Origin of the sequence: Novipirellula methanifontis (assembly GCF_052161655.1) — a bacterium.
Taxonomy (GTDB): domain Bacteria; phylum Planctomycetota; class Planctomycetia; order Pirellulales; family Pirellulaceae; genus Novipirellula.
Map to the genome: position 1 here is coordinate 88,524 of NZ_CP197418.1, position 13,921 is coordinate 102,444.

Below are 13,921 nucleotides of genomic sequence, written 5' to 3' on the forward strand. Positions count from 1 at the left end.
GGACGAGGCCTGTGGGGGCCCGTCCGACCTCTCCCGTGCTTCGCTCGGGAGAGGTAACTGGTTGAGAGTCACCTCTCCCAAACGCAGTTTGGGAGAGGTCGAGCAGAGCCTTCAGCGCTTGCTCGGGTGAGGGCCGTCCGAGCAAGCTCAATCGAACCATGCTTCAAGGTTGCGCGGTCGGCCCTCACCCGGACGAGGCCTGTAGGGCCCGTCCGACCTCTCCCGTGCTTCGCTCGGGAGAGGTAACTGGTTGAGAGTCACCTCTCCCAAACGCAGTTTGGGAGAGGTCGAGCAGAGCCTTCAGCGCTTGCTCGGGTGAGGGCCGTCCGAGCAAGCTCAATCGAACCATGCTTCAAGGTTGCGCGGTCGGCCCTCACCCGGACGAGGCCTGCGGGGCCCGTCCGACCTCTCCCGTGCTTCGCTCGGGAGAGGTAACTCGTTGACGGTTACCTCTCTCAAACGCAGTTTGGGAGAGGTCGAGCAGAGCCTTCAGCGCTTGCTCGGGTGAGGGCCGTCCGAGCAAGCTCAATCGAACCATGCTTCAAGGTTGCGCGGTCGGCCCTTACCCGGACGAGGCCTGTGGGGGCCCGTCCGACCTCTCCCGTGCTTCGCTCGGGAGAGGTAACTCGTTGACTGTCACCTCTCCCCAACGCAGTTTGGGCGAGGTCGAGCAGAGCCTTCAGCGATTGCTCGGGTGAGGGCCGTCCGAGCAAGCTCAATCGAACCATGCTTCAAGGTTGCGCGGTCGGCCCTCACCCGGACGAGGCCTGTGGGGCCCGTCCGACCTCTCCCGTGCTTCGCTCGGGAGAGGTAACTCGTTGTTTGTTACCTCTCCCAAGCTGCGCGTGGGAGAAGGGACTTGCATTGATCAGTCAGCCGTTCTCTGAATCAACTGGGACAAGCGTTTAAAGGCGGGCTGATTGAGTAGTCTCCGCAATTTGGGAGTAATGCGTATTACCCGGTGCCTTACGGCCCACGGCTCACTACTGTGGTTTCCTTACTCGATCACGATCGATCGTGTTGGGTACGACGGAGAGTGGATTTCGTGAACGCTGCCGTCTTCACTCTCGACAACGAAGACACCACCGAGGCGAGCATTGATGCTCACTTCTTGCGATGGCTTGATTCGTATGACTCGGCCCCGTCGACCCGCTGGCGTGATCGGGTACACCATCAACTCCGTTTCGGTTTTGTTGGTAAAACTCAATTCGGCACTCCAGCGTCCTGGATTCGGATTCGAATGAACCGCGGGTGTCATTTGCAGCCGCTTTCTTGGATGCGACTGGACCAATTGCTCGGTCAAGCGATCGACTAGGTCTCGAGGAGCCGACGCAATGATGTTTTCACTTTCGATGTCGCCGGATCGATGATCGTAAAGTTCGCGATCGGTCACCGAGCCCGTCTCGAAGTCTCGCCACTCGATGAAGCGATAGTCGTTGGTCCGCATCGAATAGCCGATGTACTGACGCCCCTCGAAATTTCGGTAGTACTGGCTCATCGCGGTGTCGTGCACTTTGTTTTGGGTGTCTTTCAAAATTGGCACTAAGCTGCGGCCGTCGACAAAGTCAGGAGTTTCGATTCCTGCGAGTTCGCAGAGCGTTGGATACAGGTCTAGCAACTCGGCCAATTGATCGGTCGTCTGTCCCGCGGTCTTCATCCCTGGTGCAGCAATCAGCAGCGGCACCCGTGCGTCGATTTCGTAGTTGGTCATCTTTCCCCAGCCACGGTTCTCACCGAGCTTCCAACCGTGGTCGCTCCACAATACGACGATCGTGTTCTCGGTAAGACCTTCCTCCTCGAGTGAATCCAGTAGCCGACCGATTTGTGCATCCACGTAGCTGACGCAGGCATAGTAGGCATGAACCAGATGGCGTCGCTTTTCAAGTGACAATTCTCGGTCGTCCCACGGTCTGGGCATGTCGATTAAGTCAACGTAGTGCGACAATTCGCTGTTGTTGGTCGGTGCGTAGCCGGGTGTGTTTGGGATCACGTGTTGATCCACCAGCACTGGCAATTTAGCTGGATCGTGCAGATCCCAATACTTTTTGGGCGCGACCCAAGCCAAGTGCGGCCGAATGTATCCCATCGCCAGGAAGAACGGTTCGGATTGCTGGCCCAGTCGACGCAAGTCTTCGATCGCCATCTCGGTCCGAGCACCATCGAGAACTTCGGTGTCAGCCAAATCGGGTGCCGCCGTGCTAGGGTTTCGCAGGTTGTTCTTTCGCCAGTCGTTGGCCGGCAATTCCTTCATCGCCGCTTGCACTTGCTCGCGAGTTCCGCCGGGATACGGATTTGGAAGCGAACGCAGCTTGCGAATCGGCTCGCTCCAAGACTGTGGATCGGGAGTGGGATTGTGATAGATCTTGCCATGGCTGACGGCCGTATAACCAAACTTGCGAAACCACTGAGGCATCGTGACCGCGTCCGGCTTGGCCTCGCGAAAGTGAATCGGCAACGTCCACACGCCCAAGTTGTCGGGACGCAGGCCAGTCATCAAACTGGCTCGCGACGGATTGCACACCGCAACTTGGCAGTACGCACGATCGAACTGCACCCCGCTGGCCGCCAATCGATCCATGTTCGGTGTGATCGCGACGGGGTCACCGTAACATCCCATCGACGGCCGCAAATCGTCGACCGCGATGAACAAGATGTTGGGACGTGGTTGTGAAGCGGTCTTGGCTGCTGATTCCGGTACGGGTTGGATCGCGATCAGCGTCTTGGTCGTTCGCGCGTAAAGCACTCCTTCGGAAATCGCGGGCGTGGCGAAACAGGGGTGCCCCATTTCGTTCTCGGCCAGGATCTTGAATTCGGGACCTGCCTGCAACACATACATCTTGCCATTTTCGGAAGGGCAGTAGATTTTGTCATCGGCGGCCACCAACGATGCGGTAATCGACGCACCGCTGCCAAGTCGTTCCTCGTAGATCTTCTCTCCTGTCTCGGCGTGGTAGCAACGAACCACGCCATTCGTATTGCCCAGATACAGATAGTCGTCCCACACCACCGGCGTCGACATGTAACTGCCACCCCGGTCAACTTCCCAAACAACGCTTCGTTCCGCGGCCGAATCGTTTTCTGTCAAGTTTCCTTTGGCGTCCGTTGCAATCGCATAGATCGGTGATGGGCCACCATGAGCATTGGTGATATAGATGCGATCATCGTGGACAAACGGAGTCGGTATCGGATTGTCGCCACCACCCTCGATCCGCCAAACTTCGTCGCCGGTTTCCAGGTCGTAAGAAACAATCCACGGCCAACCGTTGATAACGACTTGTGTGATGTCATCGTTGTTGTGAATCAGCGCCGTTCCCCAGCTTCGTTCGCAATCATCCTGACGCGACTTTCGCCAAAGCTCTTCGCCGTCCGATAGACGCAGCGTCACCACGTAAGGATCCGTGGGGTCATCGCAGACCAAGACGATGCGGTCGCCGTGAATCGCAGGCGAGCTGGCGTAGCCCCAACCGATTCCGTACTTGCTAACGTTGATGACACCCAGGTCACGTTGCCACAGCAGGTTGCCGTCGTGGTCGTAACAATACAGGCCTTCGGAACCGAAGAAGGCGACAACACGATCGGTATCTGCGGCGATCGTCGTGTTGGCATGAGTCGCCTTGGCGTGGCGAGTCGCTTTAGGTTCCCCTTTGCGAGCCGCGCTGCGCCAAAGTTCCTTCCCCGTTGCTTTGTCGTAACACAGCACCCACCACGTTTGCTCGCCGTTGTCGTCGGCTGCGTCGGTGTTACCATTGCGACCGACGTCCAGCGGTGCATTGCCACTGGCTGGCACAGCGGTGGCAAGGAAAATCTTGTTGCCGATGATCGTGGGGCTGGCGTGCCCCAGGCCGGGAACTTCGGTTTTCCAGAGAATCGCTTGGTCGCTGTCGTTCGTCGCATCCCACGATTCCGCGGTCACTTGATCGGTGGCGATACCTCGCCCGCCCGGACCTCGAAAACCTGGCCAATCGTTCTTCTCGTCAGCGAAGGCGGACGTGAACAGACATGCAGCCAACAGAAACGCCGTGGCTGGAGTGGTCATCTTGCTCATTGATTCTTTTTTATTCGATTGAGGAACACTCGATTCAAACCATCGGAGTTGGCGACCGCAACATCAGTAAACCCGTCTCCGTCGAAGTCGCCGGTACACAGTGCGTACGTCGCCGTGTCGGCAGTTCCGAACCGTGTTTCAGCGAACGTCGTCCCTGAGTTTGCATTGAAATAAACCGCATGGGGTTGTCCGACGTTACCGACGACAATATCCGGCAGACCATCGTTATTGAAATCAGCCACCGCGACGCAGTACGTTTTTCCGTCATCTCGGCCGATCGAGGTTTGGGTTAGCACGCCGCCGTTGCCGTCACCGAAGAAGACCGTATTCGCTACGTCCACGTTGCCGACGACCCAGTCGATGTGACCATCGGCGTTGAAGTCGGCCGTCGCGATGGCTCGGCTGGAAAGATTCTTTGGACCGAAGACCTGAGGTTTGCGAAAGCCACGCGAGCCCTCGGCGATCAAGATTGTGTTGGGTTGCCCATCGCGGTTGGCGAGCAACAAGTCGAGACGACCATCCTCGTTGACGTCCGCGACCGCGACATCGATTGTTGAATCATCCGAGCTACCAAATTCGAAAGAGACAGGAAAGTTCGCGGAACCATCGTTCAGATGGATACGGTTTGGTCGGCCGCGACACGTAACAAGAATGTCCATGTCGCCGTCACCATCGATGTCCGTGACCGCAAGACTTCGGACGCTCGATGGGCTATCGAATTCACATCCCGCCGTGAAGACGCCGTTGCCATCGTTCAGCATGATCATGCAGGGTGCGTTGTCGTTGCCCACCGCGATATCGATGTCACCGTCCCCGTCAAAGTCGGCTGGCTCGCAAGCGTAGCTGGTCGATTGATCAACACCCAAGGGCCGCATGACATTGAATCGACTGCGGCCTTGATTGACGAACACAAAATTCTGTTGGGGCCAGTGACGTCCATTGGCCACGATCAAGTCGAGGTCGCCATCACCGTCGACATCCGCGCTTCGCACCGAGGCCGAACGGTTCACTTCGGTACCCAGAATCAGACGATCGTTCGAGACGAAGATTCTTTCTTCTGCGCCGCACAAACCATGAGACATCACCGTGATCAGTAACAGTACGGCGTGGAATGGTTGTTTCATCACGTAGCAAAACTAGGGGATTGTCGCTGATCGCTCCGCGATCAAAGCGTTGGATAGCAGGAAATCATAAAACGAACAACTCAGCCAGCCTACCCAAAAACTCAAAGATCACTTCCGAATGAATAGCGATTCAGCGATCAGTATAGTCATTCGTCGCTCGCGCGTTGCGGACGATTGCGGCCTTGTTGACCACGCGGTCCAGCGGGGCCCCCGGCACCTGGTCGTCCACCGCCAGCCCGTCCACCCATGTCCTGTCGTCCACTGCCTGCCCGTCCACCTCCTCCGCCAGGTCGCATTCCTCCGCCCGGTGCTCCCTGGCCTCGATTGAAACTGAACGTGCGTGAGTTTTTATCTTCGGCCGTGAACGCAATCGTGTATTCGTGAGTCATGGCTTCACACATGCCCGGCGAGCAAGCGTAGTAATGCAAGGACAGCTTAATGTCGCCAAGCGTTTTGTCGCCATCAATATTGACCCAAAACTGTCGCGGCTGGGTGTCGCTGTCACCCGGCCCCTTATTCGCCACCGCGGTCGCCGGATCAGCCTTAACACCGTCGGGCAATTCAAGCACATACTTCATTCCTGGCGTCAAGTTGTTCCAATGAGCATCATGGATGGGGTCGGGATAGAAACCAAGGAACAATCGACCTTTCCCCGTTTCCAAGAGCTGCGGCTCGGCTTCGGCACGCAGTTTGACGTAGTACGTCTCTTCCGGCTTGGTTGGCGTGATCGACAGGATCACCAAACCGTCGGGCCGCTCGACTAGAAAATCGTTGCTGACGTTGGTGGGTTGAAAGCGAGCCAATTGCGGCAGGTTGAGATCGCGAACCGAAGTGGGGTTTTCGACTGGTCCCACCAGTTTTGTCAGGGCTTGTCGCAGGCCATCTCCGTTCATCCGATCGGCCGCGTAGACGATTTCCGATTCCGGCGAGATGACAAACACGGAATTGGAATTCGTCTTCATCGCAACACGAAACGAATCATCGATCGTGTCGGCGATCCACGGCACCTGCGTTCCGAGTTTTTTCTTGGCTTCGGCGAGTTGCAGGAAACGCTCGCTCATGTTTTGGGCCTGGACGTAGCCTTCACGCTCGGGGTGGCGAAGGCTTTGAAAGACGTAATAAAACTGAACGTCTTTGTCCGCGTAGTCCTTCGCCGTGGCTTCCAGCTCCGCGTACGCCCGTAAGAACTCGGGACAAGTCAGGCATCCCGTCTTCAGTACCGTGTACTTCCCCTTAACCAGGTCGCGGACTTTGATGGGCTTGCCATCGGCTGTGAAGGCATCAGTATCTGGCAATTGACCTTCGCTGAGCACAATTGGCTGCCGCGAGCGCTCCTGGCCAGCAAATCCCTGGCCGCCAGTCCCCTGGTTTCTGGCCGCTTGGTTTCTGGGCTGTTGAGCCAGCGTCAACGAGCCACTGCAGTGCCAAGTCAACACGAAGGTAGCGGCGAGTAGCGAAAAACGATTCATCATCGGTTCCAGATAAGCGGTTTGAACGGGTAAGTGTTATCTAAAACCCGGCCAGCCAGCATTATCTACCGACAAAGTGAAAAAAATAGCAACGGTTGTGCCCGCCGTGTCAGTTTTGAAGTTAACGTAGCCTAGGCTTCCAGCCTGGGTTTGCTGTGATTCCCAGGCTGGAAGCCTAGGCTACGTTACTTCGCAACCATCAAGGATGGTTGCAAGACCAAGCGTCAAATCGTATCGCAGGGTCGCGGTTGACACGTCACAATCAGTTTGACGCGCCGCCATCGACGCGAAGGTGTTGACCCGTCATCCATCTCGCATCATCACTGAGCAAAAACTCGACGACGCCGGCGATGTCGTCGGGATGACCAAGTCGTTTGAACGGAGACAGATTGCGAAAATACTCTTTACGCTCTTGATTGCTGTTGGCAAACATTCCCGGTTCGGTCGCACCGGGGCGAACGCTATTGATCGTGATGCGTCGTGGCCCTAATTCTCGCGACATCGAAACGACCATGGCGTCCATGGCGGCTTTGGTTGCAGAGTACAGCCCTGTTCCTTCTCGCGGACGTTCGGCGAGTTGTGAGGAAACGAATACAATTCGACCGCCATCTTCGATCCGACGTGCAGCTTCGCGAATCGTCAGATATGCCCCCACCACGTTGACGCGGAGCAGTTTTTGGAAGTCATCGAGGGTCGATTCCACCACCGTTCCACCGCTACCGATCCCCGCACAAGCAACGACGCCGTGGATTTCGCCAAACTCGGAAAGGGCAGTATCGAACAGTCCCGCAACTTCGTGTTCATCGCTGAGGTTGCATTTCGCCGAGACCGCTTTGCCTCCTGCGGCCTTGATCTCATCGACGATTTTTTCCGCCGAATCTTTGTCGCTGTGGTAGTGCACAACGGTATTCCAGCCAGTGCAAGCAAGTTTGGAGCAAATTGCACCTCCAATACCGCCTGATCCGCCGGTCACAATTACGGTCTTTTTATTTGCCACGGTGGTCGCATTGACTGAAGAAAAGGGTAGCCAGAATTAGCCAGAGAAACATCATCATTGTCACCACATCAATGAACGACGAGCATGATAGTCCGCCACTGCAGAGCGTAGGGCCGGTTCCTACCGGCCGACTCCATCGAGCCGCTAAGGACGACCGGTGGGAACCGGTCCTACTACGCGAAACAGGACACTCATTTCCCGCTCGTTCCTAAGAATTGCAATCGTGCGTAGAGGACGAATGACATGGTGCGTGTTGTCGACTTGCTGGCCTGATTTTGAAAAGCATCTTCAAAATTGCATCAGCAACCCTCGCGCCGATAGGCAAGTCGCCGGGCATTCATTCAACCGAGTGGTGTAAATGGTTACGTAGCCTAGGCTTCCAGCCTGGGTGCGAATGCGGGTACCAACCGCGACGACGCCAAGATACTTTCCGCGATTAGAAAACGGAGCGGAGTAAATGGGCATGCTTCATGTCCGCTGGCGTTAGTCCGATGCCATTTACTTTGGCACTCACCGGGTGGTTTTGTAGCGGTGCGGCGCGAGCGGGATGTTGATTTAATCGAAATGTAAATCGTAGTCGTGAGCTGTAAGGCACCGGGTAATGCGTGGAACCCGGCCGCTGACGCGCGAGCGGCTCACTAAATCAACAGCCCGCACCGCTACTAAAAGTAGATGGCAGTGGCGGATATCTCAATCGTCGCTTGATTCAGGCACCTCGATGCTGTCAGCCGGTTCGCTCGCATCGATACTCGAGATAGACGGTTGTGCCTGAGGTGGCTCGGCGATCATGGCCGGTTCCGGTGTTTCGTCGTTGAAGGGAACAAGTTGCAAGGCTTCACCGAATTGCGTCAACGTTTCCCTCGCTGCATCAACGGCCGACCGTGCTTTTCGATTTTCTCGCTTCGCTGCGAGTGCCTCTGATTCCGATGGAGGAGAGGAGCGTGATTGTTCGTTTTCGATTACGTCTGCCAACTGCTGCTCAGCCACTTCGAGCTCACGCGTCAATGTCTGCTGTATCGATCGGAGTTGCAGTTTCAGCACCTCGGCGCGTTTCTTGGCCGTTTCATGTTCGAGGGTGGCCTTTCTCAATTCGTTCTCAGGAACGGCACCTTCGCCATGTAACAACGAGACGGTGTTGAGATTGACTTTCGTTGACTGCTCAGTGAGTACTGCTTCACCCGCATTGGCGATGATCGCGAAAATTTCGTTGAGATTGCTGAGTTGAGGTTGTTCTTGACTTTCGGGAGTTATGTCGCGGGTAGCAGACTGCGGTTGTTGGCTACTTTCGTCTGGCTGGGCGGAAATTGGAAAGTTAAAGCCGCTGGAGGGGGCGTTGTCGTGAGCACGGCTTAAGGAAGGGCCAAATTGATTAGGGTTCGCGTTGGATTCGACTATTGATGATCCCGCTACTGGCAGTTCTTGCTGGCGGATCTGAAGGGGCGAGTCAGACGCGGGGGCCGATGACGAGTTTGCAGTCCTGAGTGCCGACGTCGCGACAGCGGGAGGGTTAAAGTTCCAATCCAATGGGTCGCTTCGACCGAGCAATTGGTCTATCCGCCGCTGGACGATTTGAGCTTGATTGTCACCACGCTGCTTATGAATTTCCTTCAAGTTATCGAGGCGTTGTTCGGTCGTTTCGATTTCCGTCGCTTGTCGCTGATGCATCCGTTTGAATTCAGCTTCGAGACGCTCGCGTAAATCGGTCAACTTTGACTCCACCGCGTCTCGGTTCGCATCGGTGATCGGCGTCCCTCTGAGTTCTTGCACGATTTGCATGATCTGCGCGTCGTGATCGGCGGCCATTTTTGTTCCGTTGGCGCTGTTCTGAACGGGGACCATTCTTGTTTGTTGGACAGGAACCCTCCGCGTAATGGTTTCCGTTCGAGTTGACGTTTTACCTGTGGAAGGATCGGTGAACGGCACCGTGATGTTAGATACTTCTTCGCGGTAACTATTTTCGAAGACGGGACGATACTGCTGTGGACTGGCGACGGTAGTGCCAGACCCAAACTCGGCGAATGTTTCATTTCTGTTGTTGTTGGCTTGCGTCGCTAAGGACTGGCTAGCGTAGGGAGCCGCCTGTTGCGAATTCTGAGGCATCAACGACGGCGTTGGAACAGGTGCGGGTCCAAATTGCGTATTATTTCGTTGTGAGAAATTCCCGTTATACGGCTCCACCGACGATTGCAGTGGCACCGGTGCGACTGCAGCGAAGCCAGCAGGTTGGGGGAGAGGATCGCTGGGGCGTGGATCGCGGTGTTGGGCCTGTGTCGAATAAGGAGACACCCATGTCCAGACCGCGATAGGGGTCACGACAATGAGCACGAGCAACATGAACCAAGATCGCCTCTTTTGTTGACGTTTTGTTTCTGTGCTGGCTGAATCTGCTTGAGGGTCATCCGTCATTTCTGATCTCCTGAATCTTGGTCGGTGGCGATGGTTGTAACTGTACCATTAAGTTGCAATTCCAATTGATCCAACACGAGCTGAATCGATTTCAGTTCCGCATTGAAATAGACGGCATCCCAATCGTCGGTGACAGGCGACAACGTGGTAGCGACCTGAGGCGAATGGGTATTCAATGTTTTTGGTAGTGTTCTAGACACTGATCGAGATGGGGGCGTGCGAGTCTGTTCCACGATGCCGTTACTCCACACAGCGACCGCCGCACCAAGAGCCAGCAAACACGTTGCGGCCAACGTCAACCTAACAGACGGCCTGCGACGTTGAACGACGAGCGATTGGGGCAGTTTGTTGGCCGTTGGGTTCCGCACGTGCGCGTTCGCCTCACGAAGGAGCGTGACGGCATCATCGGCTGACCCGATCCGACGCGAAAGATCGGGTTCCATGAATCGTGTTACTAGGACGTCGAACCAACCAGGCATCCGTTCGTTGATTTCTTGGATCGGTTTGGCACGAGTCTCGGTAATCTTTCGCAACACACCGAGTGGCGTCTCGGCACGGAACGGTGGTCGTCCAGTTGCGAGTGCATACAACAAACTGCCCATGCTGAACAAATCGCTGCGGGCATCCAACGATTCACCTCGCGATTGTTCGGGGCTCATGTACTGCGGTGTTCCTGCGATCATGCCGCTGTTCGTTAGCGTGGCATCATCGAGTGCACGCGCCAATCCAAAATCGCTGATTAGGACGCGTCCATTGCCTTCTTCGACCAGGATGTTTGCCGGCTTAATATCACGATGAATCACACTGTTTTTATGTGCGGCCGCCAAACCTTCGGCGACCTGCAACCCGATTCTCAGCACCTCGGTCAAATCCAATGGTCCATCGCGATCGAGACGTTGTTGCAAATTTCCACCACCGATGACGGGCATCACGAGATACGGCAGACGTGCTGTGGGAACGACGCTGTAGATCGGCACGATCGACGGATGCACGATCGCCGCGGCAGCTTGGGCTTCACGCATAAATCGGGACCGAGCCGCACCGACGCCGGCCAAGTGGGGCGAGAGGACTTTGATCGCCACGGGGCGGTTCAATTCAGGATCGATGCCACGCAGCACGACGCCCATGCCGCCTTGCCCGATCACGCCCTGTACAAAGTACTGATCCAGACGTCCGATCGCAGGCAGTTGACCATCACCACACGTCGGTTGCTGCGACACCGGTTGCAACAACGGCCGGATCCAATCCAACGACGCGTCGAGTGAAGTTAGCTGAATCCCCGAGTCGCCCGCCGAGTACGGTTCGTGCGAGACGGCAGGATCAACGAACGTGCTGTTACCGAGCACCTCTGCGGTTTCGTCCCACCACATTGGCTCGCCGGCGATCGCTTTCAATTTCCCACGACAGCGCTCGCATTCGCTGAGGTGGTTTTCGACACGTCGTGCTTCCGGGATCGGCAATCGCTCGTCCAGCAGTTCACGCAGTTTGTCGATTTCGTAATGGGGTTCATGTTTTGCAATCATGGTGCAATCAATCACTCAATCGTTGATCAACGAGTTCGCGGATACGCTTCAAAATTCGGCACCGCGCGACATAGACGGCACCTTCGGAGATTCCCAATTGTGCGGCCACATCGGCAATGGATTGATCCTCCACGGCGGTTCGCCAAAACGCGATCCAGTTGTTTTCGCCGGTTCGTGATCGCACCTTGCCCGCAGCCCAGCGAAACAGTTGTTGCCGATGCTCGCTATCAAACGCGTGCGACAGTGCGGAGTCGTGTTCATTGCTGGGTGAGTTGTCATTGTTCGAGACCGCGGCATCCATCATTCGAGCCACACCGCTGCCGCCGATCATTTCGCGTCGCGATTGCACGGTCCGCAATCGGTCGATCGTCGCGTTGCGAGTGATCCGGTTTAGCCATCCGCGAAACGATCCATTGCCTTTGATGTCAAACCGATCAATCGCGGCAGCAACCGACATCAACACTTCTTGTACAATCTCGCGAGCGTCAGCATCCTGCATCCCTCGCCGCTTGACCGTCCGATAGATCACGGGCTCGTAAACGGCCGCAAAATCCGACCACGCCCTCTCATCGCTAGCATCACGAAGACGCAGCAGAAGGCTCGGGCGGGTCGTTGGTTCAGAGGTGGCGGAATCGAAATCCAAAACGCAATCCCGGAAGGGTAAATCGACGGTCTAAGTAGTCTCACGGATGTCCGTCGCAGATATTGCACTCGATCTTAAAAAATATCGAAAATGGATGAATCCGTAATGTCTGAGCCGGCGAGCTGCTGCCGTAATCTACCAATTCCGGCCTCGTCGCGAATCTCCACGTCGATTCAGAACGTTCGATTCACCATGCGACGACGATTTGTGAATCCATGGCATTGGCGGTTCCGCGAGGAACGTGCGGTTTATAAGTTGATGTAGGGTGGATCAAACAAAACCATGTGTCTGGTGGGTCGGCGTTCGCGATTGAAGGTTTGAATCAGAATCAGTTGTTGGGACCTTCAGAGTCATTACTGTCGTAGCGGAACTCGTCAAGAGTTTCGACCAGCCTGGAAAACGAAAGTCTTGACGACTTCCGCTGCGGGAAAACCAGTCACCTCGCGAACTTGACCCACCCTACATTCCCTGATGTTTTTATCCCCCACCCACGATTTCCTCTCGAAATTGGATGGCACAGAGAAGTTGAAGTGGCACTCCCCACGAGGTGATCTTCTTGGGCCGTGGGCTGTCCACATCTCGTATCTAAGCCTTCAGCACGATCCGACATTCATGATTCAAACCTTCTCAGGCGACGGAAATCCGCGGTAGGTCGCGGCGACGGAGGCGTCTGCCTGGATCCTGTCAGAAATATAAATCAACAATGGTATCGCGATGGCCCAGAGCGAACCGAGAACCAGCAAGTTGCTCAGACGCGGCGAGTAGAACGACACCGCACCGATGTTTTCGCCTCCTGCGAATGCCAGCGGTGCTCCAACAAACGCCAGCAAGGCGGACAACACGTACCGGCCACTCAACCACTTCAGGCAGTAGCGAAAGGTGGTTGCAAACTGTATCCACAACGCTGACATCCACAGTGGCGGTAGCATGCCGATCGCCGATTCGTTGGGAAAGTGGTAAACCTCAAGACCCAGTAGAGTGCTGTCGACGACGAGTCCAACTCCTGTTGCGATCAAGAGCATCTTTGCTTGATTGGTTCGTTCGCTGGTCAGCAGCATGTGAACTGCGACCAACGACATCGCGATCGTGATTCCCCACCAGGGCTTCGAGTGAGCCGCACTCACAACGATCGCAAACCAGCCGGTCTGGTACAGCAAGAAATTCACGTACTGAGGCACTATCCTTACCTTTGTTCGTCAGGACTTCTGCGACCCACGATTTGCTTTTCAACCGCGGTTAAGTCTTCGACCCGACTCTGGTCTGGATCCGCGGCCTCTTGCAGCCCGATCATGACTGCCCCCGTCCCTGTAATCAGCATGACGATCAGACCCAACACGAAAATCGCAAAGGAAGTCATTGCGGCGCTCCTGATCGGGAAAATAGAAGGCTGCCGAAGGAAAGAATCGACGGTACCCAAATTCCCACAAAAAGACCTTCTTCCCGCTGACCGGAAAACCAAAGACCGACCGAGAAGAGGAACGATATTCCTGCTCCTAAGATGACAAGTAGTTTGCCAAGAGATTGTTTGTTCATGCCTCGTTCCAAGTTCAGAATGTTGTGCGGTCAATCCGCTGCATCCGATCCACGTGGATCACGTTTCGATGCAGGATGCTCACTTGTCATACGATAGAAGTTTGTAAAGGGCAGCTCCGATACAATCACATCCTCACGATCGACCAAAGGCATGTCGATAAACCGCTCAGAGATTTGACAT

General features: G+C 55.7%; 10 protein-coding genes. All 10 read right to left on the bottom strand.

Features of this window, described 5'->3' with window-relative positions; all coding sequences use genetic code 11:
- Positions 1-997 precede the first annotated feature (997 nt).
- The 10 genes from SH528x_RS00295 to SH528x_RS00340 all read right to left on the bottom strand — a co-directional run bounded on the left by SH528x_RS00295 (position 998) and on the right by SH528x_RS00340 (position 13,740).
- Positions 998-4,045 carry a sulfatase-like hydrolase/transferase gene (locus tag SH528x_RS00295; RefSeq protein ID WP_442508534.1) on the bottom strand — a complete coding sequence of 1,016 codons (3,048 nt, stop codon included), beginning with the start codon at positions 4,043-4,045 and terminating at the stop codon, positions 998-1,000.
- Positions 4,042-5,169 (bottom strand): FG-GAP repeat domain-containing protein, encoded by a 1,128-nt coding sequence (locus SH528x_RS00300; RefSeq protein WP_442508535.1) that lies wholly within the window; start codon positions 5,167-5,169, stop codon positions 4,042-4,044. The genes SH528x_RS00295 and SH528x_RS00300 overlap by 4 nt, the downstream gene beginning before the upstream one ends.
- A 146-nt stretch (positions 5,170-5,315) precedes the next feature.
- Positions 5,316-6,641 carry a peroxiredoxin family protein gene (locus tag SH528x_RS00305; RefSeq protein WP_442508536.1) on the bottom strand — a complete coding sequence of 442 codons (1,326 nt, stop codon included), beginning with the start codon at positions 6,639-6,641 and terminating at the stop codon, positions 5,316-5,318.
- Between the two features lie 259 nt (positions 6,642-6,900).
- Entirely contained in the window at positions 6,901-7,635 is a 735-nt protein-coding gene (locus tag SH528x_RS00310; RefSeq protein WP_442508537.1) for an SDR family NAD(P)-dependent oxidoreductase, read from the bottom strand.
- 690 nt (positions 7,636-8,325) lie between these two features.
- On the bottom strand, positions 8,326-10,041 hold the full coding sequence (locus SH528x_RS00315; RefSeq protein WP_442508538.1) for a hypothetical protein: 1,716 nt from the start codon (positions 10,039-10,041) through the stop codon (positions 8,326-8,328).
- Positions 10,038-11,564, bottom strand: coding sequence for a protein kinase domain-containing protein (locus SH528x_RS00320; RefSeq protein ID WP_442508539.1), 1,527 nt, complete (start codon positions 11,562-11,564; stop codon positions 10,038-10,040). Before SH528x_RS00320 ends, SH528x_RS00315 begins: the two co-directional genes overlap by 4 nt.
- Before the next feature lie 7 nt (positions 11,565-11,571).
- On the bottom strand, positions 11,572-12,207 hold the full coding sequence (locus SH528x_RS00325; RefSeq protein ID WP_442508540.1) for an RNA polymerase sigma factor: 636 nt from the start codon (positions 12,205-12,207) through the stop codon (positions 11,572-11,574).
- Positions 12,208-12,824: 617 nt separating this feature from the next.
- Positions 12,825-13,385, bottom strand: coding sequence for a DUF2878 domain-containing protein (locus SH528x_RS00330; RefSeq protein ID WP_442508541.1), 561 nt, complete (start codon positions 13,383-13,385; stop codon positions 12,825-12,827).
- Positions 13,386-13,390: 5 nt separating this feature from the next.
- Positions 13,391-13,564 carry a hypothetical protein gene (locus SH528x_RS00335; protein ID WP_442508542.1) on the bottom strand — a complete coding sequence of 58 codons (174 nt, stop codon included), beginning with the start codon at positions 13,562-13,564 and terminating at the stop codon, positions 13,391-13,393.
- The gene (locus tag SH528x_RS00340; protein WP_442508543.1) at positions 13,561-13,740 is read right to left on the bottom strand and encodes a hypothetical protein; all 180 of its coding nucleotides are present in this window, start codon (positions 13,738-13,740) and stop codon (positions 13,561-13,563) included. The genes SH528x_RS00335 and SH528x_RS00340 overlap by 4 nt, the downstream gene beginning before the upstream one ends.
- Between the last annotated feature and the right edge of the window lie 181 nt (positions 13,741-13,921).

Coding starts and splice junctions, on each gene's coding strand:
- SH528x_RS00300 (WP_442508535.1), bottom strand. CDS start 5,169: ATGAAACAACCATTCCACGCCGTACTGTTACTGATCACGGTGATGTCT.
- SH528x_RS00320 (WP_442508539.1), bottom strand. CDS start 11,564: ATGATTGCAAAACATGAACCCCATTACGAAATCGACAAACTGCGTGAA.
- SH528x_RS00305 (WP_442508536.1), bottom strand. CDS start 6,641: ATGATGAATCGTTTTTCGCTACTCGCCGCTACCTTCGTGTTGACTTGG.
- SH528x_RS00335 (WP_442508542.1), bottom strand. CDS start 13,564: ATGACTTCCTTTGCGATTTTCGTGTTGGGTCTGATCGTCATGCTGATT.
- SH528x_RS00315 (WP_442508538.1), bottom strand. CDS start 10,041: ATGACGGATGACCCTCAAGCAGATTCAGCCAGCACAGAAACAAAACGT.
- SH528x_RS00295 (WP_442508534.1), bottom strand. CDS start 4,045: ATGAGCAAGATGACCACTCCAGCCACGGCGTTTCTGTTGGCTGCATGT.
- SH528x_RS00340 (WP_442508543.1), bottom strand. CDS start 13,740: ATGAACAAACAATCTCTTGGCAAACTACTTGTCATCTTAGGAGCAGGA.